The organism is Leptolyngbya sp. O-77 (assembly GCF_001548395.1).
Lineage (GTDB): Bacteria > Cyanobacteriota > Cyanobacteriia > Elainellales > Elainellaceae > Thermoleptolyngbya.
The window spans coordinates 1,276,989-1,299,867 of record NZ_AP017367.1 but is presented as its reverse complement, the minus strand read 5'-3'; the positions used below and the strand labels follow the sequence as shown (position 1 = coordinate 1,299,867).

General features: G+C 55.4%; 24 protein-coding genes. 14 read left to right on the top strand and 10 right to left on the bottom strand.

Features of this window, described 5'->3' with window-relative positions; translation table 11 throughout:
- Positions 1–36 precede the first annotated feature (36 nt).
- From O77CONTIG1_RS05555 to O77CONTIG1_RS05525, 7 genes are all read left to right on the top strand, one after another.
- Positions 37–1,002 carry a DUF1822 family protein gene (locus O77CONTIG1_RS05555; RefSeq protein ID WP_068508759.1) on the top strand — a complete coding sequence of 322 codons (966 nt, stop codon included), beginning with the start codon at positions 37–39 and terminating at the stop codon, positions 1,000–1,002.
- Positions 1,003–1,006: 4 nt separating this feature from the next.
- On the top strand, positions 1,007–3,646 hold the full coding sequence (locus O77CONTIG1_RS05550; protein ID WP_068508758.1) for a CHASE2 domain-containing protein: 2,640 nt from the start codon (positions 1,007–1,009) through the stop codon (positions 3,644–3,646).
- A 211-nt stretch (positions 3,647–3,857) separates the two neighbouring features.
- Positions 3,858–4,673, top strand: coding sequence for a DUF928 domain-containing protein (locus O77CONTIG1_RS05545; RefSeq protein ID WP_068508757.1), 816 nt, complete (start codon positions 3,858–3,860; stop codon positions 4,671–4,673).
- Between the two features lie 109 nt (positions 4,674–4,782).
- Positions 4,783–5,709 (top strand): alpha/beta fold hydrolase, encoded by a 927-nt coding sequence (locus O77CONTIG1_RS05540; protein WP_068508756.1) that lies wholly within the window; start codon positions 4,783–4,785, stop codon positions 5,707–5,709.
- A gap of 83 nt (positions 5,710–5,792) precedes the next feature.
- Entirely contained in the window at positions 5,793–6,212 is a 420-nt protein-coding gene (locus O77CONTIG1_RS05535; protein WP_068508754.1) for a hypothetical protein, read from the top strand.
- Between the two features lie 340 nt (positions 6,213–6,552).
- Positions 6,553–6,990: a hypothetical protein gene (locus tag O77CONTIG1_RS05530; RefSeq protein WP_068508753.1), complete on the top strand. Its 438-nt coding sequence runs from the start codon at positions 6,553–6,555 to the stop codon at positions 6,988–6,990.
- 130 nt (positions 6,991–7,120) lie between these two features.
- Positions 7,121–7,504: an alr0857 family protein gene (locus tag O77CONTIG1_RS05525; RefSeq protein WP_068508751.1), complete on the top strand. Its 384-nt coding sequence runs from the start codon at positions 7,121–7,123 to the stop codon at positions 7,502–7,504.
- Between the two features lie 221 nt (positions 7,505–7,725).
- On the opposite strand, the gene O77CONTIG1_RS05520 is transcribed toward O77CONTIG1_RS05525, so the two are convergent.
- Together O77CONTIG1_RS05520 and O77CONTIG1_RS05515 are read right to left on the bottom strand one after the other, a co-directional pair.
- Positions 7,726–7,998, bottom strand: coding sequence for a hypothetical protein (locus O77CONTIG1_RS05520; RefSeq protein WP_068516067.1), 273 nt, complete (start codon positions 7,996–7,998; stop codon positions 7,726–7,728).
- Between the two features lie 176 nt (positions 7,999–8,174).
- A complete protein-coding gene (locus tag O77CONTIG1_RS05515) occupies positions 8,175–8,777 on the bottom strand; it encodes a hypothetical protein (RefSeq protein ID WP_068508749.1) in 603 nt (200 codons plus the stop codon).
- A 409-nt stretch (positions 8,778–9,186) separates the two neighbouring features.
- On the opposite strand from O77CONTIG1_RS05515, the gene O77CONTIG1_RS05510 reads away from it, so the two are divergent.
- The 5 genes from O77CONTIG1_RS05510 (at position 9,187) to aroQ (ending at position 14,027) form a co-directional block, all read left to right on the top strand.
- On the top strand, positions 9,187–10,206 hold the full coding sequence (locus O77CONTIG1_RS05510) for a glycosyltransferase (RefSeq protein ID WP_068508747.1): 1,020 nt from the start codon (positions 9,187–9,189) through the stop codon (positions 10,204–10,206).
- Between the two features lie 125 nt (positions 10,207–10,331).
- Complete coding sequence (locus O77CONTIG1_RS05505) at positions 10,332–10,571, top strand: hypothetical protein (RefSeq protein WP_068508745.1); 240 nt, start codon at positions 10,332–10,334, stop codon at positions 10,569–10,571.
- A gap of 826 nt (positions 10,572–11,397) precedes the next feature.
- Positions 11,398–12,819, top strand: a complete 1,422-nt coding sequence (locus O77CONTIG1_RS05500; protein WP_068508743.1) for a GAF domain-containing sensor histidine kinase — start codon at positions 11,398–11,400, stop codon at positions 12,817–12,819.
- 396 nt (positions 12,820–13,215) lie between these two features.
- The gene (locus O77CONTIG1_RS25125) at positions 13,216–13,353 is read left to right on the top strand and encodes a hypothetical protein (protein WP_172353315.1); all 138 of its coding nucleotides are present in this window, start codon (positions 13,216–13,218) and stop codon (positions 13,351–13,353) included.
- Between the two features lie 218 nt (positions 13,354–13,571).
- The gene (aroQ, locus tag O77CONTIG1_RS05495; RefSeq protein ID WP_084782976.1) at positions 13,572–14,027 is read left to right on the top strand and encodes a type II 3-dehydroquinate dehydratase; all 456 of its coding nucleotides are present in this window, start codon (positions 13,572–13,574) and stop codon (positions 14,025–14,027) included.
- Between the two features lie 193 nt (positions 14,028–14,220).
- On the opposite strand, the gene O77CONTIG1_RS05490 is transcribed toward aroQ, so the two are convergent.
- The 5 genes from O77CONTIG1_RS05490 to O77CONTIG1_RS05470 all read right to left on the bottom strand — a co-directional run bounded on the left by O77CONTIG1_RS05490 (position 14,221) and on the right by O77CONTIG1_RS05470 (position 18,692).
- The gene (locus O77CONTIG1_RS05490; RefSeq protein ID WP_156434955.1) at positions 14,221–15,006 is read right to left on the bottom strand and encodes a tetratricopeptide repeat protein; all 786 of its coding nucleotides are present in this window, start codon (positions 15,004–15,006) and stop codon (positions 14,221–14,223) included.
- Positions 15,007–15,587: 581 nt separating this feature from the next.
- On the bottom strand, positions 15,588–16,112 hold the full coding sequence (locus O77CONTIG1_RS05485; RefSeq protein WP_068508742.1) for a hypothetical protein: 525 nt from the start codon (positions 16,110–16,112) through the stop codon (positions 15,588–15,590).
- A 370-nt stretch (positions 16,113–16,482) separates the two neighbouring features.
- A complete protein-coding gene (locus O77CONTIG1_RS05480; RefSeq protein ID WP_068508741.1) occupies positions 16,483–17,448 on the bottom strand; it encodes a protochlorophyllide reductase in 966 nt (321 codons plus the stop codon).
- A gap of 238 nt (positions 17,449–17,686) precedes the next feature.
- The gene (gene rppA, locus O77CONTIG1_RS05475; RefSeq protein ID WP_068508740.1) at positions 17,687–18,376 is read right to left on the bottom strand and encodes a two-component system response regulator RppA; all 690 of its coding nucleotides are present in this window, start codon (positions 18,374–18,376) and stop codon (positions 17,687–17,689) included.
- Positions 18,377–18,407: 31 nt separating this feature from the next.
- On the bottom strand, positions 18,408–18,692 hold the full coding sequence (locus O77CONTIG1_RS05470) for a hypothetical protein (RefSeq protein WP_068508737.1): 285 nt from the start codon (positions 18,690–18,692) through the stop codon (positions 18,408–18,410).
- A 78-nt stretch (positions 18,693–18,770) separates the two neighbouring features.
- Between O77CONTIG1_RS05470 and O77CONTIG1_RS05465 the strand changes: the two genes are divergently transcribed.
- A complete protein-coding gene (locus tag O77CONTIG1_RS05465; RefSeq protein WP_068508736.1) occupies positions 18,771–19,766 on the top strand; it encodes a GNAT family N-acetyltransferase in 996 nt (331 codons plus the stop codon).
- A 31-nt stretch (positions 19,767–19,797) separates the two neighbouring features.
- Here the strand turns inward: O77CONTIG1_RS05465 and O77CONTIG1_RS05460 are convergent, their stop codons facing one another.
- Together O77CONTIG1_RS05460 and cysH are read right to left on the bottom strand one after the other, a co-directional pair.
- Positions 19,798–20,790, bottom strand: coding sequence for a ligase-associated DNA damage response exonuclease (locus O77CONTIG1_RS05460; RefSeq protein WP_068508735.1), 993 nt, complete (start codon positions 20,788–20,790; stop codon positions 19,798–19,800).
- Positions 20,791–20,902: 112 nt separating this feature from the next.
- Complete coding sequence (gene cysH / locus O77CONTIG1_RS05455; RefSeq protein WP_068508733.1) at positions 20,903–21,634, bottom strand: phosphoadenosine phosphosulfate reductase; 732 nt, start codon at positions 21,632–21,634, stop codon at positions 20,903–20,905.
- A gap of 117 nt (positions 21,635–21,751) precedes the next feature.
- Between cysH and O77CONTIG1_RS05450 the strand changes: the two genes are divergently transcribed.
- Positions 21,752–22,030, top strand: coding sequence for a glutaredoxin family protein (locus tag O77CONTIG1_RS05450; protein ID WP_068516058.1), 279 nt, complete (start codon positions 21,752–21,754; stop codon positions 22,028–22,030).
- A gap of 8 nt (positions 22,031–22,038) precedes the next feature.
- On the opposite strand, the gene O77CONTIG1_RS05445 is transcribed toward O77CONTIG1_RS05450, so the two are convergent.
- Entirely contained in the window at positions 22,039–22,635 is a 597-nt protein-coding gene (locus O77CONTIG1_RS05445) for a LysE family translocator (RefSeq protein ID WP_286132556.1), read from the bottom strand.
- Positions 22,636–22,879 lie beyond the last annotated feature (244 nt).

Below are 22,879 nucleotides of genomic sequence, written 5' to 3'. Positions count from 1 at the left end.
AGGACTTGCCCGAGGCCGTGACCCAAGACTTGCCCTATGACATACAACACCGCCGAGATTGACGATTTCGCATTAACGCTGCCCCTGCCGCAGGCAGCCCGACAGCTTGCCCAGCGGTTTGCCAGCCAGCAGCCAACCCCGACCAAAGCCGAACAGGTGCGTCATAATACGCTGGCGGTGTGGGTGGTCAATGATTATTTACAAATGATGGGCATCGAGACTGATCTGGAGCGGGGAGATAGCTGGAATGCGATCGCCCGTCTTGCGGCTGACGTTGCCGATTTGGAAGTCATTGGCGCGGGAAGACTGGAATGCCGCCCTGTTCAAAATGTATCCACGCCCTGCCCAGTGCCACCCGAAGTGTGGGGCGATCGCATCGGGTATGTCGCGGTTCATATCGACGCATCGCAGCGCGAAGCCTCCATTCTGGGCTTTACCCCCACCCTAGAGCCAGGTGATGATGGTTTAGCCCTGCATCCTGATTATCTCCAGCCGCCTGAAGATCTGATGGATCATCTCGATCGGCTGCTGCATCCCCTGGTAGCAACGACGCTGGCGCGGGCAGGAGTCAGCCTCAACCAGTTGGGACGATGGCTGCAAGGGGCGATCGACGCAGGCTGGAGCGCGGTGGATGCTGTCCTGAGTGCAGAGCAACTCAGCCCCGCCTATGCCTTTCGTCAGCTCAACAGTACCGCTGTGCGCCGAGCCAAACTGGTGGAGGTGGGTGTTTCGCTGCCGCTGGTGATGGAACTTAGCCTCAGCACGACACAACCTGGACAGACCGATATTTGTGTCCAGCTTTATCCCAGTCCTGGTACGCCCAGCCTGCCGCCAGACGTGCATCTCCGCATTCTGGACGAGTCGGGCGGTGTTTTTTTAGAGGCTCAGTCCACCACGCTCGAAGACTATCTGCAACTGCAATTTAGCGGAGTCTCTGGCGAAACCTTTGGGGTGCAAGTTGCCTTGGGTGATACGACCGCAACAGAAGCATTTTTGATTTAGAGCCGTGGGCAAATTAGTAACGCTGCGATTTGGTGAAGGCAGCCTTGAGCAGGGGTTTCCGGCGACGCTCCAGGTCGGCGAAGAGACAGACGCAGCCGCAGGGCTGGCGATGCAACTGACAACCGAGGTGGTAGGGAAACTGCCGCCCGCGCCGGAGGTGGTGGCGTTATATCAACAGTGGCAAACGGCCTATCGACAGTTGGGCATTGCCACGCGGCTGAATGCGCCCGACCATCAAATCAAAAATGTGTCGTGGTCGGCGAGTCGAGCGGCGTGTCAGCAGGCAGCCCGGCAATTGCGCGATCGCCTGAATGAGTGGCTGCGGGCAGAATCCTTTCGGCGGGTGCGCGAAACCTGGTTTGCAGCGCTGTCGCCGACTGACACTGTGCGGCTGATTGTGCAGACGGAAGATCGGCTGCTGCAACGGCTGCCGTGGCATCTGCTGGAGCTATTTGAGCAGCATTCCCACCTGGAAATTGCCCTCAGTGCCCCCACCTATCAGCGGGTGCTGCAACCGCCCAAGCCCAAGGGAAAGGTGCGGATTTTGGCGATTTTGGGCAATAGCGCAGGCATCGACGTGCAGGGCGATCGCACGCTGCTGATGCACCTGTCGCCCCGGGCTGACGTGACCTTTCTGGTAGAACCCGACCGCAAAGAACTGAGCGATCGCCTCTGGGATCAGCCGTGGGACATTTTGTTTTTTGCGGGGCACAGTTCTACCGAACTAGCCGCAGACGCGGCAGACGGCGACACCGGGCGCATCGCCATCAACCCCAGCGATTCCCTGACGATCGAAGAGTTGCATTATGCTCTGCGAAATGCCGCTGCTCAGGGACTCAAGCTGGCGATTTTCAACTCCTGCGACGGGCTGGGGCTGGCCCGCGCCCTGGCCGACCTGCACATTCCCCAACTAGTGGTGATGCGCGAACCCGTGCCCGACCGGGTGGCGCAGGAATTCCTCACCAGTTTCCTGCGAACCTTTGTGCGGGGCGAGTCGCTCTATCTCTCGGTGCGGCGGGCGCGAGAGCAACTCCAGGCACTCGAAAACGAGTTTCTTTGCGCCACTTGGCTGCCCGTTATTTGCCAAAACCCGGCAGAGCGCCCCCCTACCTGGAAAACCCTGCTGGGGCGATCGTCCAAACCCGCAGAGTCGCCCAGTCCCCTTCCTGTTGCCGCTACTCGCCTGCACCGCCGCCGCCTGCATCGCCGCGAAGTCTGGCAGCGCCAGCTGCGCCGGGTGCTGCGCCGCGTGCCAATGGCGATCGCCCTCAGTGCGTTGGCAGCAGGAGTGGTCATCGGGGGGCGATCGCTCGGCTGGCTGCAACCTGTCGAACTCGCCACCTACGACCAAATGCTGCGCCTGCGCCCTGCCGAGCAAGAACAAGACCCGCGCCTGTTGATTGTCACGATTGACGAACAAGAGCGGCAAGACCTTGGGCAGCAGTCTGGCCCCTACTGGTATTCGGTATCGAACGCGAACCTGAACCGCCTGATTGAAATCTTGGACAAGAGCGGTGCCCGGTTAATCGGCATTGACCTGTATCGTGACCTGCCGATCGAACCCGAAGCTGCGTCGCTGGCTCGACAGTTTCGCGAAAATCCAAAGGTCATCGGCGTTTGCAAAGTGCCTGTGCGGGGCGAGGGCGGTATTGCTCCCCCAGCGGACATGGCGGCAACTCGGCTGGGGTTTTCAGATTTTGTTGAGGACAAAAAAGAGCGGAAGGTTCACCAGAGCAATGCAGAAGCGCGGGCGATTGGCGAAGCGATCCCTGGGGGAATCGCCCCCCATCCAGTTGCGAGTGCTGCTGTATCCCCATCGAGCCAGCCGCAGTCCCAGCCTGGAATGGTGCGCCGCCACCTGCTGGCCATGCGCGAAGAACTGTCGGACGAAACAGGCTGCCTACCCGACTTTGCATTCAGCACGCTGCTCGCCAGTCGGTATCTAGAAGCCGAGCAGATTCCCATAGAAATTACGTCGGAGGTGTTGAAGCTGGGCGATCGCACCTATCCGCTCTTGCGACGGCGATCGGGCGGCTATAAAGCCCCCAATTTTGACTATCGCGGGGCGCAGGTCTTGCTCAACTACCGCACCGTGCGCCCGCTCTACGACAGTCCGTTTAGGCAGGTGAAAATCAGCGATGTGCTGAGTGAGCGCGTACAGCCAGATCTGTTTCAGGATCGCGTGGTTATCGTTGGATACATTCCGCATGATCCGCAGCAATCGACCGATATCTGGAGAACGCCCATCGCTTCCACAATGGACGGGGTACTGGTGCAGGCTCAGATGACCAGCCAGTTGCTCAGTGCCGCTTTCAACGAGCGGCCGCTGCTGTGGACGTTGCCCGACGGGCTAGAAGTGCTGTGGATTGGCGGCTGGGCGGCGCTGGGCGGGCTGCTGGTGCTGCTGTTTAAGGGGCCTTTTCGGCTGCTGGGGGCGATCGCCCTGGGGCTGCTGCTCTTGGGGGCGATCGCTCAGGGTATCTTTATCGCCTGGGGCGGTTGGCTGCCGCTGGTTCCTGCGTTTTTGGCCTTTGGCCTCAGCTCCGTCCTGGTCATCGTCTACCGCTATCGCCTGGTGCAACTGACGCTCCTCTTTTTCGTCAATCTCATCCTGATCATGACTCGCGGTCAGCGCTTCAAATAAAGGGCTGCAAAGTCCAGTCTTCCCAAGACTCCAAACCCATTGCTAGGAAACTCCGGCCCGCTCTTTTCGTCTTGCTGCGTAAAAGAGCAGAGATTTCCTGAAGTGAAGATTGTGGGAAGAATCAGGAACCTCCAGCGCGAGGTTGCCCAAGACCCCAAACACCTTATACGTGTGCCTCCCCACCAGCCCCCCTTGAGTTGAGGTCACCGACATGAATGCATCTAAGTTTTGGTTAAAGTCTGCGGCAATCGCTGCTGTGGTTCTGGTTTTGTCTGCTGCTCCGGCTGTGGCGCAGCGCTATGAATCGTCCAGCGGCGACGCACCCGGTGCAGACCGGGCAATTGGGGGCGGGGGTCATCGCTATCGGGCCCCGCTGCCGCCCGAAGCAGGCGCACCGGCTGGGCGACCCTTCGGCGGAGCCAGTCGAGGTAGCGGCGATCTTCCCATCTGCCAATCGCTGGCAGCCCTAGTTCCGTCCACTCGTGAGGTTGGGCGCAACGGCAGAGAGTACACTAGCGTTTGGGCCCTCACTGCCGCCGCCCATCCCACCTTCTGGTTTTACGTTCCCTACGCAATTACGGGCGATGAGCCTGCCGAATTTGTGCTGTTCGACGATCAGCGCCGCATTATTTACCGAAAACAAAACATTGCCCTGAGCGATGCACCCGGTATTATTGGCATCGCTCTCCCCGAAACCGCGCCAGCGCTAGAAGTCGGGCGCATGTATCGGTGGAACTTCCAGACTCAATGCGGCGGCGAAGTCGTGTTTGTGGAAGGCTGGATTCAGCGAACCGCCCTGGATGTCGAGCTCACTGCCGAAATCGACCGCGCCCTGCCGCTCGGCCAGGCGGCCCTGTATGCAGAAAACGGCATCTGGTACGACGCGCTCACCCTTTTGGGCAATTTGCGCCGAGAAGATCCCGACAATCTCGACGTGCTAGAGGCCTGGATGGAACTGCTGGAGGTATTGGAACTGGGCAAAGACGAAGAGGAAATCGTCCTCGCGCCCGTTGTTCCTGTCGAGTAAGTGCAAGGGGCAGGGGTCGAGGCAAAACGGATCTCTGACCCCTACGCCTGGCTTGAGCCATCCCAGGGGTAGAGCTAGAATGTTTACATTCCTTTACACACTGGGTTTCATGCAAACTGCGATTGCCCCTGCGGTGGGAGCCTACTGGAACTGGCGCGGCTATTCCATTTACTACGTCCGGGCAGGAGAACGACGGGGCGATTCCCACAGGGATGGCCTGGCGGATCGCCCGCCGCTGCTGCTGGTGCATGGCTTCGGTGCGTCTACCGATCACTGGCGCAAGAACGTGGCCGGGCTAAGCGCCGACTTTGAAGTGTGGGCAATCGACCTGCTGGGCTTTGGGCGATCGCAGAAACCCGATATCGTCTACAGCGGCGACCTCTGGCGCGATCAGTTGCACGACTTTATTACCGACGTGATTCGGCGACCTGTGGTGCTGGCGGGCAACTCGCTGGGCGGCTATGCATCGCTGTGTGTGGTGGCCCAGCGTCCACAATCCGCAGCAGGGCTAGTGCTGCTGAACTGCGCTGGAGCCTTTACCGAAACGGCGCAAGCGGCTCAGCCCAACCTCGTGCAGCAGTGGTTGGGAGACATCGTGCGATCGCTCTTGTTGCAGCCGCTCCCCAGTTTTCTGCTGTTTCAATACGTCCGGCAAAAATCTGTCATTCGCAAAACGCTGGAAAAGGTCTATCTAGACCGCAGCGCCGTCACCGACCAGTTGGTTGAGGATATCTACCGCCCCTCTTGCGATCCGGGCGCACCCGCCGTGTTCGCGGCTGTGTTCAAGTCTCCCCGTGGCGAAAAGAATGACGTGCTGCTGAGCCAGATGCGGTGTCCGCTGCTGATGCTCTGGGGCGAGGGCGATCCGTGGATGAATGCCCGCAGTCGAGGAGCGCTCTTCCGCCAGCACTATCCCAACCTGACAGAGCATTACCTAAACGCGGGGCATTGTCCCCATGACGAAGTGCCGGAGCAGGTAAACGCGCTGATCAAAGATTGGGTTTTGGGAATCGGAGAGGATGCGATGATGGGATAAAGGGTGAAGCTGTCTTGACGGGTCGCTCCATCGTCTAGGCACTGCATCCTGGTTTGTGATTCGGTTTCCATGGTTAACTTCTGATGTCTTCTTCTCGCCCTTCCCTTGAGTCTGAATTGCAGCGGCTTCGTCAGCTTCGGTTAGCGATTTTGCGGATTCACAAAGCCCTGCTGGAATCGGAGCGCAGCATTTATGAAGAATTTCACGGCCCGATTCGCTCGAATACGGAGTTTTTTAAGCTGGTGATCGAGGATGACGGTTGGTTTAGCTGGCTGCGCCCCATTTCTCAGTTTGTGGTGCAAATTGATGATGTGGTGCTGTCCAAAAAGCCCGTCTCGATGGAGCAAGTAGATGAATTGTTCAACCGAGCGCGGGTGCTGATGCAGCCGTCAGAATTTGGTACAGAGCTGGAAAAGGGCTATTTTCGTGCGATTCAACGAGATCCGGAAATCGCGCTGATGCACGCCGAAGTCTCTCGCTTTATGGCCGCCCCCGACATTTAGCCCGTCATTCCGAATCAAAAATCTAAAGTTTTGTAAAACACTCCGGAATTTTGCGTATTTTGAGTGAGGTCGCCAGATAAAGCAAGTGTCGGTTATTGGCTTGCCAAAGCAATGCGGCTATACTACAACTGTAATATTAGTAGTTTTGTCGCCGCTTGTTTAATTCCTGGTATCACGCGCTCCTGCTTACCAGCCTCTATTTCCACTTTTCTGCTGTTTCCCTTCCTGAATCCTGTCGCTTTGTCGGTTTCCAGCCTTGCAGTGCTTTCGCGCTTTTTCGCAGTTCTTTTGCACGCTTTTGCAACCCTGTTTTTGGGTAACCCCAGTTTTTGCAAGTTCTATGTTAAGCCTCGCTCTGTCCATCCTTTACAGCACGCGGATTGACCCGTCCAAAGCCGGACTGGCTCAATCGGTTGGGCTGTCTTTGCTTGAAGGGGGGCAGCATTTTGGCGTGACGCTGTGGGCAGGCTGCCAGTTGGGGCGGCGCAAGGGCGCTGGAACTGGCGTTGGGCTTCAAGGGATTGATCTATCTGCCCTCTCTCATTGCTCGGATTGCTTGCTCGTTCGCTCTCAGGCAGAACTAGATCCCGATTTCGATGCAGCAGCCTGCGCCATTGGGATGCGATCGCCCTTGCCCACGAGTGACCTTCCCATTGGATTCCAGCTTGGATTTTTTAATGCTGCCCTGGCCATCTTGGGCCGCATTGCAACGCAACTCAACAAAACGCAACTCAACAATATGAGCGGGAGGTGCAGGGTTATCCTGTCACCCACCTAGAGGCAAAGCGACCCGGTTTTCTTTGTCCCCCGCTCCTGATCGTCAGAAGCGGGGGTTCTTTTTTGCCACTTGCCGCAAACCCGAACCTTCTGCTTGCTAACCGCATCTTTCTGAAGGAACAGCGTTTGTCATGCTAAAGCTTACCTATACCGATGCCGACGTTTATATAGAGTGCCTGTCTACGCCCATCGAAACGGCGATCGCCCAACGGGTGACGCTGGCCCTGCGCTGCGGCGAAACGCTGCACGTCACGCCAAACTCCGCCAGTTTCTTGCTATGGGCCAACGTGCCTCAATTGGCGCAGCTACAGCAACTCCTGAAGGCACAACCTGAGGCAATCGCCCTGGCGCCAGCAGACGCAGACTGGGTTGAAGTCACACTCTATGGAAGTTGGCTATCGTCCAGTCCCTACGCTCACGAGGGCGTTTTTCTCGCAGCCCTGCCTGCTGCCATAGAGCGCCTGGTTTATCAACTTTGGCAGGCTAGTCTCTGTGTCCAGAAGGTGAGGGGTTGAGAGGACGATGACGAGAAAAGCCAGGGCGTGCTTTAAAGCTCGCTGAAAGGTATCTGCTAAAACAGACCTTAGCAGAGTTTTGGGTAGGGAGAGGTTTCACGCAAACCTCATGGCCCTGCCCAAAGCTCCTAGTTCCCCTTGGGATATTTATTTAATGTGGTTATTTAATGACGTTTCACTGGCTCTGGTTTTGGTCGCTATTTGGTGCGCTACCCTGGGCGCTACTCTTCTGGCGGCAACTCAGGCCGGTCTTGAAGTGTATCGATCAGGGCCGATTTTGAAGCTTTGAGCTGTTTCCAGAGCGCTTTGATCTGGTCGTAGGCTTCCTCAGGAGAAATCTTGCCGCCTGTTTCTAGGCTGCAAATAATGCCGATACGCTGGGCAAATTCTTGAAGATTAGCATTGAACGCCAGCCTTTGAGGAGAGAAATCACCTCGATAGCGCCCAATGGGATAGAAAAATCGGTCTTTTTCGCTCTCAGATGATTCTGTCAAGATGACCAATACCTCTCAAGCGTGGGGACATGGCCGGAGCCACAGCCTATAATCCATGAACCGGGAATCTATGAACAAGGCCAATGAGCCAAACCCATAAAGCGATTGCGCTTGTAGTATATCGCTTTATGGATGTTTTTTAGGACACCCGCTAGAAGGAGGCTAAATATTCAAGGCTAAATATCAAAGTCAACGCTATTGGCCTGAAAAATGACCTGCTGAATGCCATAGGCAGGCTGAGTCAATAGCGTTTCTCGAATGGCCTCAAACAAGCAATATTGATTGGCGCTGCTGAGGCTTTGAAACGCACGCCCGCCGCGGGGATTGTTGACTGCGAAGTTAATTTCGGCCTGCTTTGCTGCCTCATCCACACTGACTTCGTAGCCCGTGATGCCCACGTCTTGCCCTTCGTAGGACTCGACGATTTGGGTGACAGCACCGGCCACTGGTTCGTCGGCAGTCACCAGTACCGATTGCGGAACGAGTTCTTGGGTGTTGGGATCGGGCAAGTAGACAATCGCAGGCATATAGTCCTGCGTAATGGAGGTGTTGATTTCCTCGATGTCAGCCGGATCAGCAGCGTCAGAAGTTGTCTCTAGGGCGACTGTCTCTGGGGCGACTGTCTCTGGGGTGACTGCCTCTGGGTTGGCGATCGCCCGATTGGCTGTGCCCAACAACAGCGTCAGCGCACTAACCGCAATGAGAGAGAATCGGACAGTTTGCCGCAGAGTCCGAATGCTGGTTTTGCCGTGCCGATTCAGTTGGCAGATAGCGTTCATCGCCTTTCCCCCTCTCTGAAATGTGAAATATATGGAATGCAATCCATGAAATTTTTAAGAATAGGTAACTTTATAAAGAATCCTGAAAGCACCTTGTAAACGAGGTAATTCCTAAACAGATTCCTAAACGGATTCTTGAACAATTGATGAACGTGATTAACGCTGACCAAGGCTCAGTATTTAAAGCTTAACGCCGAAAGCGGCCAGAATTTTCGAGCTTTAGTTTTCTTTATTGAATCTGTATTTAAGGCAACAGGGAGCCTGTGATCTGGCTCACAAAAGATTAGAATGAGCCATGAACTTCAGGCAGTTTTCTAAAAAGAATTCAGTGAGAGTTGATGACATACTCTGACTATGCCTTACACACTGCATCGTAATATTTTAGACATCTTAAACTTCTGAAGAAAAAGTGGAACTTTTAGAGGAGGAGCTATTTCCCGAACTGTATCCGCGAGTCGGAGTGGTGGTTCCGATTTTTAACGGAGCAGCCGATTTGCCGGAACTATTGTCCTGTCTCTCTCAGCAAGCCTATCCACGAGAGCAAATTCAATACGTCTTGGTGGATAACGGGAGCCGCGATCGCACGCCCGATTTGCTCCAGGCTGCTGCCGTGCAGTTTCAAGCGCTCGGTCTTGCCATGCATTTGCTGGCTGTTTCAGACATTCAAAGCGCCTATGCCGCCCGCAATGCGGGTATTGTGGCCGCCCTGTCGGGTGATGCACCTTGCGAGATTGTTGCCTTTATAGATGTCGATTGTCGGCCTGATCCGGACTGGCTGCGGAACCTGCTGCCCCCCTTCGCTGATCCCCAGGTCGGGCTAGTAGCAGGAGAAGTGTTGCCCCTTGAACCGGCCACCTGGCTAGAGCGGTACGCCGCCCGCCGGGGGATTCTCTCGCAGCGACACACGCTGGCTCACAGATTTTTGCCCTACGGACAGACGGCTAACCTGGCTGTGCGGCGATCGCCCCTCGAAGCTGTCGGGCTGTTTCGTCCCCACCTGACCAGCGGCGGTGATGCAGACTTGTGCTGGCGCATCTTGCAGACCGGGCATTGGCAAATTCGCTTTGCGGAAGGGGCGATCGCCCGCCATCGCCACCGCGCCACGCTGTCTGCGCTCTGGGAACAGTGGCAGCGCTACGGCCGTTCCGATGCCCACCTGCACGAGTTACATGGCTCAGCCCCCATGCGATTGCTCACCTTGCAAGATGCGGTGGCTCGTCTAGCTCGGTGGTTGCTCAAAGAACTTCCAGACGTTGCGCCCCATGTACTGAAAGGGCAGGAGCCGTGGGATCGCTTGCTCGATACCCCGCTGGATGTGTTTTGTGCGGCGGCTCGGAGCGGTGGACAGCGACGCAGCTCGTTTCCGGAGGCGGCCCGGGCGATCGCCCGACTGCCCGATGGCAGGCTTGTCAATTCACCACGCAGGTAGCAGGTGTATTCTTCTAAAGGAAGAGACAGGGGAACGAGCGATCGCCCTAAAATCTAGAGTATCTCCTCAAGCTTGAGATGTCTTCGAGATGAGATTTCGACGGTTCCTCTACCAACCAGAGTGATATGGCAAATGTTCAAATAACTGTTTCCGTTGCAGACGATCACCTTGATCGCCTTCTAGAAGTTGCCGAAGGACTGCAAGAACACGGCATGAAAATTGATCAGGTGATGGATCAGGTAGGGATTGTTACGGGTTCCTGCCCGTCTGGTGATTTGCCCGCGCTCCGCCAGGTGCCTGGGGTTGAGCATGTAGAATCTGCCCAGACGTTTCATCTGTCACCGCCCCACTCTAGAATTCAGTAGCAAACTCACTGGCGCTTCGTTGGTCGATTCTGTGGCTACCGCCTCGCTCTCTGCCACTACAAAGAGAGCGATCGCACGGTGTTGAGCAAAAAGTCGAACAAAAAGTTAAACACACAGAAAGTTAAACAAAAGTCAAACAAAAAGTTGAGCAAAGGTCGAGCAATAGAACGACACAATAGAACAGCAAGTTTGAACAGGCTAAACAGCGCTGTTGAACCAAAAACTGGAAATGAGAAGTTGAACAAAACCGTCTAACGCAATCCTGACGCGATCCTGGCGCAGTTATACCCGGTACTGCTTTCTGGGATATCTGCGAGATGGAGCAACTAGGCGGTGGTGCCACCTTCTAATCGACTTTTTAATGGCTCTCTTCCAACGGTACAGCCTTTTCTTGCGGGGTAAGGTTAGCGCTGCCCTGACGAGGCAAGGGCTTCTTGTCCATCCGCCTCTACCCTAGTTTCAAACACCCTATATCGGGGGCACTTGTTTTGTCGCGAGAATATTTGAATGATCCTGATTTTCCTGTTCGCCTATGTTTTTGGTAAAGGGATTGTAAGGAACTGACCGCAAACACAAAGACCTGTAACAGGGTTTGTCCTGCGTGTTTTTGCGGCGATCGCTCCATTTTTTCCGACTATTGTGGATGTTTCCTCCTCATTTTCAACCTTGTAGTTGATAAAGAAATGGTTAGTCCGGGCCGGGTGTAAGTCTCATTTCTGTCAATGTTTGTTGAAATTAAAGTTAGGGAACTCTAGGTGTATTGAAAGACTTTTACATCCTTAAAAGAGACGGCTAACCAGAGGACATGTTAAGGAAGAGGGTCGCGATGCCTAGCCCAGATCAGGATTCGTTCTCCCAGAACGGAGAGCCAGCGCACAGTGTCGAAAAGAGCATAGAAGAACAGCGCCTTAAAACCCTGAACGACCTTGGGTTAATGGATGCTGAAAGTGTGCCGATTTTTGAGGAAGCGACTCAAACGGCTGCCCATCTTTTGGATGCTCGAATTTGTGTGCTGGGGCTGATGGACAAGCAGCGCCAGTGGTTCAAATCTGCGGTCGGGCTATCGCGAATTGGGCTGATGAATGAACTGGCGACAACCCGCCAGCTTCCCCGCGCCGACGCGCTGTGTCGCCATGTGGTCGAAAGCCGCCAGGTGCTTGTGCTAAATGACGCTTCGGCCCATCCCGATTTTGCGGACACCCTGCTGGTGCGGCACTATGGCATTCGAGCCTACCTCAGCGCTCCTCTGATTGCGGGCAATGGTCAATGTGTTGGGACGCTCGCCGTCCTGAGCTTGCAGCCGCGTGATTTTTCGACCCGTGAAGTGGAACTGCTGGAGCTAATTGCCCGCTGGAGTATGAGCGAGTATGAGCGCAACTATCTCCTGCGGCGATCGCCCCAGCCCATGATGAAATCTCCCAAGGGGGCGATCGCCGCGTCGCCCACCACCTCGATCAAGGCAGATCTAATTGCTCAAATGGCTCAGGAACTCCGCACCCCCCTCACGTCGATCCTGGGCATGGCCAGCGTCCTCAACCGTGAAATCTACGGCCCGCTGACAGAAAAGCAGAAGGAGTATCTGGCAATCGTCCACAACAGCGGTCAAACCTTGCTCTCGCTAATCAATGAAATTTTAGAACTGGGCGCACTCAACGACACAAACTGCGTCCTAAACCTTGCGCCAATTGACATAGAAATGCTGTGTCAACAGGCGTTTAGCACCCTCCAGCAGGTGGCACAACGGCGAGAACAGCGCATTCGGCTGACCGTCGAGCCGGGCAACCGCATTTGGATGCTCGACAAAGAAAAAATGCGTCAGATGCTCTATCACCTGGTGTTCAGCGTGATTCAGTCTGCCAGCACCGAAAGCATTATCCGCGTCCACATTTCTCGCAAGCAGTCGGCGCTGACCATTACCGTGTGGACTTCGCATCCCTGGCTGGGTGAGGGGCTTCCGGCTGCTGACCTGTATACCGGGCAAATGCTGACCCCAGCCGAATTGTCTCAAGCCCATGCGTCGTCCTACGGCTGGTCTGCGGGCGATCCCCAGAAGTCTGCACTTTTTCAAAGTGACACTGCTGACGGCTCGGTCCCACAGAACATGCTCCGCCAAAGCCTGGGGCTGATGCTCAGTCGGCAGCTCGCAGAACTCCACGGAGGCACGATCAACATCCAGGGTTCGGCTGAAACGGGCTATCGATATGTGGTCAGCGTTCCGCAGTCTGCTGAGCTAGGCGAACTGGAGTAGCCAGCGAACCAGAAATCTCTACGAACTGGGCGATGGTCAGAATCAGGGCGATCGCCCTAACTCTCTAACCCATTTCTGGAGCAGAGATGCAGATCCATGCACCTGTAGGTCTCTGATTAGGGTTGATAATTCTGGACATTTGGTTATGATTTTAGGTAGCAGCTTACGATTCCGCTTTTGTTGTTCTGGCTCTGTGACCGAGTGGATTGACACAGTCTGAGTTTTGGGCTTCTGAACTTGAGGTTGTTGGATTTGCACTCTCTGGCTTTGGTGCCCTTGTCAACTTCCACTTGGATGGGTCATAGTAAATATACGTTGTAACCGACGTAACAAACAGTCTGGAATTCTTTCGAGCAAGACACGATCTAGGTCTGCATCAAGGAGCAGTCTGAGTCAATGGATTATATCGATAAGGTTTTGGAAAAGCTTAAAGAGTGGGCACGCAAGCTAGTAGAGGCGCTGCTGGGCCCAGACGTTCAGCCGGAGCCAGAACCTATTCCCATTCCAGTCGATGACCGCAGCCGTCGCCGCTAAGTTGCTTCCGAGCAGTGTGTTTCGACCCTGAAGATCTGTTGACGTTGGCAATGGTCTTTGGGTCGAATCTAGGCAACGTGAGTGGATAAGTTTGTACTGGACATTTGTTTAGCCTGACGCTTCTGGCAGTCGTGCTGTTTAGGTTCGATTGCCTTGACGAGCCTTACGCGTAACTGCGTCTGATTTGTTGTTCTAGCGATTTTTTGTGTCCAATTTTTGTGTCCAATCTGAGCATCCTAGTCTTGCATGGCCCAAATCTGAACCTGCTGGGACACAGAGAGCCGGGGATTTACGGACGGGAGACTCTTGATAGCATTAATCAGTCATTGCAGGATGCAGCAGTTCAGCTTGGTGTTCAGCTAGATTCGTTTCAGTCTAACCATGAAGGCGCTTTGGTCGATGCGATTCACGGGGCGATGGGCGTTCAGGATGGACTACTGATTAATCCCGGAGCGTATACCCACACTAGCATTGCCATTCGAGACGCGATCGCCGCTGTAGCGCTGCCCACGGTCGAGGTTCATCTCAGCAACGTCTATCGGCGGGAGTCCTTTCGGCATCATTCCTACATTGCACCCGTTGCAGTTGGACAGATCAGTGGGTTTGGCGCGTTTAGCTATGTTCTTGGACTTCGCGCCCTGGTTCACCATCTCACCCACGTTCTTCTGGAGTAGCCTAGCGAAAGTAGCTTAGCTAAAGTATTAGCTAAAGTAATATTCACCTTGGTATTTTGCGACTTTCAGGATAGGTTCCGAGGGTTTTTCTGTAATTTTGAGCCAGTTTCGCAGTTTTATTCGCGCTATTTGCAGTAATTCACCGTTTGCAGCAAGCTGGCTTTCGGGTGCGTTTGGGTAAACCGAATTTGGCTTATGGCTCCGATTCCAGCGGCGCAAGCAGTTCATCTCTCCAGACTTCGATCTGAAGGCGCAGTCGAGCGGCTCCACCAGGCGTGGCCGTATTGGGCAGCAATAGCCGCTCAATTGCTCGCTGATAGTCTGCCAGGGCAGCGTTCCAGTCGCCCCAGAGGTGATGTGTGCGACCCCGCTCGGCGTAGATGTGGGCTTCCAGACGACCCAGCCGCAGCGCAAAGTCAAAGCATTCTAGAGCGCGCTCGTGCATCTCTAGCTCACGCAGCGTAATCCCCTGATTGAGCCAGGCGCGGACGTTGGTTGGGTTCAGATCAAGGGCTGCGTCGTAGTCCAGGATGGCTTCTAGAAACTTGCCCTGAGCGGCGTAGTAGTTGGCGCGATTGTTATACACGCTGTCGAGCGTGGAATCTAGCGCGAGCGCTTGGTTATAGTCGGCGATCGCCCGCTCCATGTCTCCGCTTTGGAAGTAGACCAGGCCACGATTGTTGTAGTCACGGGCGCTGCTGGGGTTTTGCTCCAGAATGATGGTGAATAGGGCGATCGCCTCTTGATGATCGCCGCGCTGGGCTGCCTGGAGGGCTTCCTGACGCAGCGCCGTTTCCAACTCGGTCTGGCTGATGGGAGCCGCAGCACGAGGGGCGATCGCCGTGTCTACTCGTCGCACTCTGGGCTGCCAGCGCTTCTGCACTCTAAGGGCTGGCCGGGCAGTCGTGCTAAGACCATTGCGCGACCGATCTGCATTGTTCGCTTTTTCTTGCCGACCTGTAGAAGAGCGCATGTTCATGACATCCTCGTGGTGTATTTCAGTCAGTGCCAGGGTGTATATGCCTTTAGAACCCGCGTTATCCGCCTTTCCACCTGTTAATGTCTCTCAAAGCCCAAAGTAGTGTCAGGTTGAAAGTACGGAAAATTCTTTTTCACCTGAAATAGCAGCGCACCCCTGGCAATTGACGATGCAGAATCTATGAAAGTTCCGCCGAGTCAGACGTTCAGCATTTGGTTGTCTACGAAGAAACTACACAGAGCCTCCGTATAATTCCTGAAACTTTCTGCAAGGATTCGTGAATTTTTGGTGACATAGGCGTTACATCCCAAGCGATTCTCGATTTGGGATTTGGGATTTGGGATTGCTAGTCAGGCATTTGTGGGGCTGCCAGGAATGTCATTCGTGGCGTCACCTAGAAAAGTGAGGTCAGACGCTATAAGACCAGAAAACCGTCGGTTCAGCAGATCTACAACCGGTCGATTTTTCCACTCCTTTTCCTACTGATAAAACAAACCCATAAAAAAGACTCCCTAGAGATTTGCGGCGCAAGAATCTCCAGGAAGCCTGATTGTTAAACTGGTCAAACTAGGTGCTAGAACCTAACGAGGCGGATTCAGGAAACGGCTGGCAAATTTCAGCGTTTCGCCGAGGTCGGTCGATTTTTCATCGCCGCCTAGGAAAGCAGCTAGCAGGGGGTTGCCGCCACGGGTGCCAGGTTTGGGTGCGCCCAGGTTCAGCATCCCCATCGCAGCCGTAATCAGCCCTGGCAGCATTCCCTGGACAATCGTGGGGCTGATGCCAGTCGCAGAGGAAATAGTCTGGACGGCCTGTTGCTGTAGTCCGGCAGGAATCAGGGATTGCAGCGCTGCCCCGCTAGCGGAACCGCCCGCGAGTTGACCGATCATGCTTTCCAATCCCCCCATCCCTGCGGTGGTTTGCTGCTGCTTCAGCGCAGTACGAGCCAGGTTGCCCACCACAGAGAAGGCACTCTGGGTCGTCGCAGGACTGAGACCCTGGTTCCCTGCAAGTTGAGAGACAGTATTGACAATGGAACCCAGCGAACTAACGCTGGCTTGCTGGTTGGGGTTGTTGATCGCGCTTAAAACGTCAAAGATAAGACTCATCTTTTTGCCTCGGTGTAAAACAAATTCAGCGGGGTTGCTGAATGGGGTGCTGAATAGCAGAATGCATCAAACTATTCTGCTGATGCATGTAAACTCTGTTCATATCCAGCACTTGGCTGCGCCGATTGATTCAGGTAAATTTTGCCACGAGGGATCGGGATTTTGGGTGTTGTGCAACACTTCGATTGCTATAAAACAGGCTCTACAGCTTTTATTCAGACTGTAGAGCCTAATTCTGTTTCAAGAGCCGACCTGTGCGAGGAGGAGTTTGCCTGCTGAGAGACGTGCGACGATATCGCGCAACAATGCACGTCCTCGGAGAACTTTTACGCAAAGGGAGTATTGTTTGGCGTGCAGGATAGCCAGGTCACTATAGCCCAACGAGCTTAGCGCTGAGCGTCCAGAGGCGATCGCCCAGGGCATCATTTGTGGCCTTTTCCGAAAGCTCCTGCACAAAGGACTCGCGCCCCTGCTTTTGACGGTTGCCCCAGCTCCAGTGAACTCCGGACTGCTTGAACGCCGGATCAGCTACGACCTGCGCCACGCGCTCGCCCGCCAGTTCTTGCGAGACATAGCCGCCTGTGATGTTCTTTTGGAACCAGGGGAAGACTTTTTGGAAAATTGGGTAGCTATTGCGGAACAGCGGCGTGTCGGCGACGCAGCCAGGATAGAGTGAACTGAAGGTAATGCCCGTGGTGTCGTGATAGCGGCGATGCAACTCGCGCACGGTAATCATGTTGCAGAGCTTGCTGTCTTTGTAGGCTTTGCCGGCCTTGAACTTTTTGCCGTCGATCATGGAAACCGGCGCTTTGAAGCCGGCCTCTAGCCCTTCCAGGTTGCCCAGGTCAGCGGGCGCGGGAATGGGGATCTTGCCACCCAGTTCCTTGGAGTTGGCAGTGACGGTTCCCAAAATGACTAGGCGCTTGTCCGCTGCGGGGGAATCCTTGAGGTCGCCCAGCAGCAGGTTGCATAGCAGGAAGTGCCCAAGATGATTGGTGGCGACGCTGAGTTCGTAACCTTCGGGGCTGCGGAGCGGCTCTTTGAGCAGCGGCATGTAGACGGCAGCATTGCAGACCAGTGCATCGAGCGATCGCCCGGTGGCATGAAACTCATCCACAAACTTGCGAACGCTGTCGAGCGAACCCAGATCAATATGCAGTAGCGTGTAGTGATCTTTGGGAACACCGACAGACTGTGCAGCAGCTTCGGCTTTGGCTAGATCTCGACAGGCCATGACGACATGCCATCCTCGCTGGGCCAGGGCTTTGGTAGCGTATAGCCCCACTCCCGAAGAGGCTCCGGTTATGATTACGGTCGGTTGCTGAGAGTTTTGCATTTTATTAACAACTTACGGTGCGCTGTGATGTGTCTCCATGATTCATGATGATTGCACACCGTTGAACCGCAAAATGTTGAGTTATTCCGCGAAATGTTGAGTTATTCAAACTAGGGGTTAGGGGGCAGGGGTCAGGGGTTAGGGGTCAGCAGAAACTACAGAGGATCACCCTTCTCTATCACCCCAACACCCCAACACCCCAACACCCCAACACCCCAACACTCCCTCTCCTCCTCACTCACTCCCCAAACCGATACCCTTTCCCATATACCGTGTGAATCAGCGTACTCTCCCCCTTGCCCTCGATCTTGCGGCGCAGCAGGCGAATTTGCGCCGCCAGCACGTTGCTGCCGATTTTTTCGGCATCGCCCCAGACCTGCTCATGGATCTGAGTATGAGTCAGCAGTTGGTTTGGATGCCGCATAAGATAGTCCAGGAGCTGGCTCTCTTTGTCAGATAGCTCAATGGTGCGCCCTTGCCGGTAGGCGACTTGGTTGTCTACATCCAGTTCCAGATCGCCGACCGCGAGCCGGGATGCAGGCCGGGCTGGCGCGCTCGGTTCCAAACTGGGCGGCCGCCGCAGCAGCGCCCGCACCCGCGCTAGCAACTCTCGCAGCTCAAACGGTTTCACCAGATAATCGTCTGCACCAGCATCCAGTCCGGCCACCCGGTCGTCGATCGTGTCTTTGGCGGTGAGGAATAGAACGGGTGTGGTGTCGCCTTTGGCGCGGAGCGATTGGCAGATTTCTAGTCCGCTCTGGTGCGGCAGCATCCAGTCCAAAATCAGCAGGTCGTAGCTGCCCTGAGTCGCCAAGGTTCCCCCCTCTGCCCCGTCGTGCGCCACATCGACCGCGTAGCCTTCACGCTTGAGGACGTGGGTCAGCGGCTCGGTGAGTTCGATTTCGTCGTCTACTAGGAGAATCTGCATGAAAGTATTTTATGCCGCCAGGGGTCAGGGACTAGCGGAAGCGATCGCGCTCCAGGTCAAAGATCGCTTTCTCCCAGCACCAGGCCGTCGGGCGATCGGGGTAGCGCTGCTGGACAGATTCCACCAGGCGGTGGGCTGCGGCGCGATCGCCATTCAGCAGGCGTACCAGTCGCCTTTCTAGAACAGGCTTGACACCCGCTGCGGGTTTCCCATGAAACGAGCGGGGCCGCTTCCCTGTTGCCAGCCAGCGCACCAGTTGGGCGATCGCCCATCCCGCCAGCCCAAACAGCGTCAGGTAAATAATTGGTTCCAGCATTTCTTAAGTTGCGATATTAAAGCTATGACAGAGACAGCCTCAGATTCGCTGCCGATCGGTCTTGCACGCCCTCACACCATGCTTACAGAACGTTACATCCAGATTAACAATTCTGCTGACTTGGCTTCCCTGGCAAATCAGGACGGTTTTCCGCTCTTAGAAGCGCGGCGATTGGAACTGCACCAGCCCGATGCCCACTGGGTTTTGCAGCGATCTGAAGCCGTTGTCGGGTATTGCTCTCTCTGGTGGCGCTCGGTGCCCGCTTATCCGGGTGAACGGCTGGGCTTGATTGGGCATTACAACGTGGCAGATGGGTCGGCTGCGGCAGGATTGCTCAACCATGCCGCAGGGGAACTGCTGGCTCGTGGCTGCACGCTGGCGATCGCCCCCATCGACGGCAACACCTGGCGGCGCTATCGGCTGCTGAGCGATCGCGGAACGGAGCCGCTGTTTTTTCTGGAGCCGGATAATCCCGATAACTGGTGCGAACAGTTTGAGGCGGCAGGCTTTGGGGCGATCGCACACTATTCCTCAGCGCTGGCAACGGACTTGACCCAGGTCGATCCGCGACTGGCGGCTGTGGAACAGCGGTTGGACACAGCAGGCGTGAAGATTCGCCCGCTGGCACTCGACCAGTTCGACACCGAGCTAGAGCGAATTCACACGCTGTCGCTGGTAGCGTTTCGGCAAAACTTCCTCTATAGCCCAATTTCCCAGGCAGAATTTCTGACGCAATATCGCCAGGTACATCCCTATGTGCAACCGGAGCTAGTGCTGCTGGCAGAACAGGGTGAAAACCTAGTCGGTTTTTTGTTTGCCGTGCCCGATTTGCTCCAGGCGCAGCGCGGCGAAACAGTGGATACGGTGATTATCAAAACGGTGGCGGTGTTGCCGGGTCGCGCCTACGCGGGGCTGGGTAATGTGTTGGTGGCGCGAGTGCAGGCGATCGCCCATCATCTGGGCTATCGTCGCGCCATTCACGCCCTCATGCACGATGACAACAATTCTCGCAATCTGAGCAGCCGTTATGCCTATCCCATTCGGCGTTACACGCTCTATGCCCGCAAACTGTAAAGCAGAATCACCGATTTATTTACGGCTCTATTCAAATATCACCCTCTCCTTCAAACAGGGTCTTCAGCGGCATCGCATCAATGTGATGAGCTTCTTTCAAGAATCTTGACAACACATCCGTTTGTCCATGAGTGACATACACTGTTTTCGCCTTAGTTTGCAGAACAGTGTTCACTAACCCGTTCCAGTCGGCATGGTCTGACAGCACAAATCCCCGTTCATAGCCGCGTCTGCGTCGTGCGCCACGCACCGCCATCCAGCCAGACGCAAAGGCGGTCTGCGGATGCTGAAATCGCTTCATCCAGCTTGAGCGATGCCCCGACGGCGGCGATAGCACCAGGTCGCCCTGAAACTTGTAGCTGCGCGGCATCTCGGAGGTGGGAATCGTTTGCACCATTGGGATTCCCAGGCTGCGATAAATTTCGGTCAGTGCGTGAATTGCGCCATGTACATAAACAGGGCGATCGCAGAAATGCCTGAGTTCACTGAGAATTCGCTGCGCCTTGCCAAAGGCATAGCAAAACAGCAGCGAGGGACGTTCCAAGTCGCTTTGCCACCAGTCGTAAATTTGCCTGCACACCTCCGTTCCGCTCTGCCAGTTGTAAATCGGCAAACCAAAAGTTGCTTCGGTAATAAAGCGATCGCACTCCACCACCTCAAACGGTTCGCAGGTCGGGTCTGCATCGCGCTTATAGTCGCCCGACACGACCCACACTTCGTCCTGATGTTCCACGCGGATCTGCGCCGAACCCAGCACATGCCCCGCCGCATGAAACGAGACCCAGGTTTCTCCCAACTTCAGTTTTTCGCCGTAGGTCGCGCCCTGAAGCCGAATGTTCTCGCCCAGTCGTTTTTTCAGCACGCCTGCTGAAATCTCGGTTGCAATGTAGCGAGCCGACCCCGATCGCGCATGGTCAGAATGGGCGTGGGTAATCAGTGCAGTATTTACAGGTCGCCACGGGTCGATAAAAAAGTCGCCCGCCTCGCAATAGAGTCCTTCAGGGCGAACGGTAATCAGAGTCATCGGCGGAAAGACTCGACAGGAATAAAAGAAAAAGGCGCACGACTGTACGCCTCTACACCATAGCGAATGGGAAAAGTTTGTTGAACCTGAACGTGAGCCGAAATGCAAAATCCTAAATGTGAATGCCGCACTCGGTCTTGCCAGTACCGCGCCAGCGTCCGGCCCGCTCGTCTTCGCCTTCGCTGACGGGCGTGGTGATCGGCTCGTCGCCAATGCTGGGATAGCCCTGGTCGTGCAGCGGGTTATAGATCATGCCGTGTTCTGCGACGTAGGCCCAGCTATCTTTGCGCGTCCACGAGGCTAGAGGATTGATCTTGAGGCGGCCCTGCTTGTCTAGCTCAAACACGGGCATCTCGGCGCGGGTGGTGGCCTGGTCGCGGCGGCGGCCGGTGATCCAGGCGACGGTGTTGAGTTCGCTCAGTCCGCGCTGAAGCGGCTCGATTTTGGTCAGGTCGTGGAACTTGAGGATGTCGCTATTCCACAGCGCCTCGCCGTACTTTGCGGCAAAGGCTTCGCGGGTGTCTACGTCCTGAATTTTGTAGACCTGGAGGTTGAGGGTGTACAAATCTTTTGCTTTGGCGACCAGTTCTAGGGTTTGAGGAAAGTGGTGAAGCGTGTCCAAAAACAGCACAGGAACGGGCTGAGCGGGCTTAAGCTGCTTGTAAAGAATGTCCGTCAGCACCAGGTCATCGACGTTAAAAGCGCTGGTTTGCACAAGGCCAGTGGGGATATTTTCTACGCTCCAGGCGAGGATGTCTTTGGGATGGGCGGTGTCAAACTGCTGATTGAGCGCGTCTAGGTCGAACGGCTGTGTCTGCGCCGGAGCGTCTACGGATTGAGTCATAATGCGTGTTTAAGGGTGAAGATGGCCAGTTTGGGAAAATCTCAATGAGTATATTTTACGATAAAAGGCGCATAAGCCGATGGGGAAATGGGGATTGAGAAGAGTCAGGGGTTTACGATGAAGCTCATTCTCTACAGCAAGCCCGGATGCCACTTGTGCGAGGGACTTCAAGAAAAGCTGACGCAGGTGCAAAGCATTTCCGTCGATCTGGAAATTCGTGACATCACCACTCGCGACGACTGGTTTCAGGCCTATCAGTATGAGATTCCGGTGCTGGTCTGGCAGCGCGATCGCCCCGATTCCCCGCCCGACTTGGTTCCACTGCCCCGCCTGTCGCCCCGGGCCGGCGTGGCGCAACTGGAGGCGCTGCTGCAAAAGGCGCTGGCCGCAGCGTGACGGTTGCCTCATGCCGCAGTGAGAATCAGCAATAGCCCAACTGCTATCATCACACCGCCTGCGATCGCATTCAGCCGAGTGCTTAGCCCCGCGCCCAGGAGGAACCGGGTTTGGTCTGCTAGCAGCGCGTAGATGACCTTCACGCCCCCAACCGCGGCGATCGCCACCAGCATAATCACGCCTGCATCGACATAGGACACCTGAGACATATCCAGAAACGCAGGGAAAAAGCCGAGGTAAAACAGCGTCGCCTTCTGATCAGCCAGGGTAATCAGCAGCCCGGTTAGAAAACTGGAGACCCTCGACGAGTAGGAGAGGGCCTGCGTTTCCACAGGCTGCGCCCTAGCCCGAAAGAGCCGAACGCCCAGCCAGATTAGATAGGCTCCGCCCAGATATTTGATCAGAAACACCAGGCTGCCCAGGGCGCTGGATAGAAATGAGAGTCCCCACAGGGCGATCGCAATAAACAGGAGATCACCCACCACGATACCTGCTGCCGTCAACACGCCATGCAGAAACCCAAGGCTGGCGGCCCGCGAGGAGACTGTTGAGGACACTGACGCTGGGAATGGCTGCCAGAACGACCATTGCGGAAAATAGGGCAACGATGTGGCTCAGGGTTAGATTGCTTTGTGTCCATGTTTGTGCCAATGTCGGAAACATCTTTGTGCCAATGTCGGAAACATCTCGGAAACATCCAAGTGTTAATTAAGCGTCAATCAAGCGTCAATTCTCGATTTTGGATTTGCGATTTTTGGATTGCCCGTCAAGCCTTCGCAGGGCTTCCAGTACGTTTATTCCACGCTTATTCATCGTGCCAATTGGGAAAATTCGGGAAATGAAACGGGT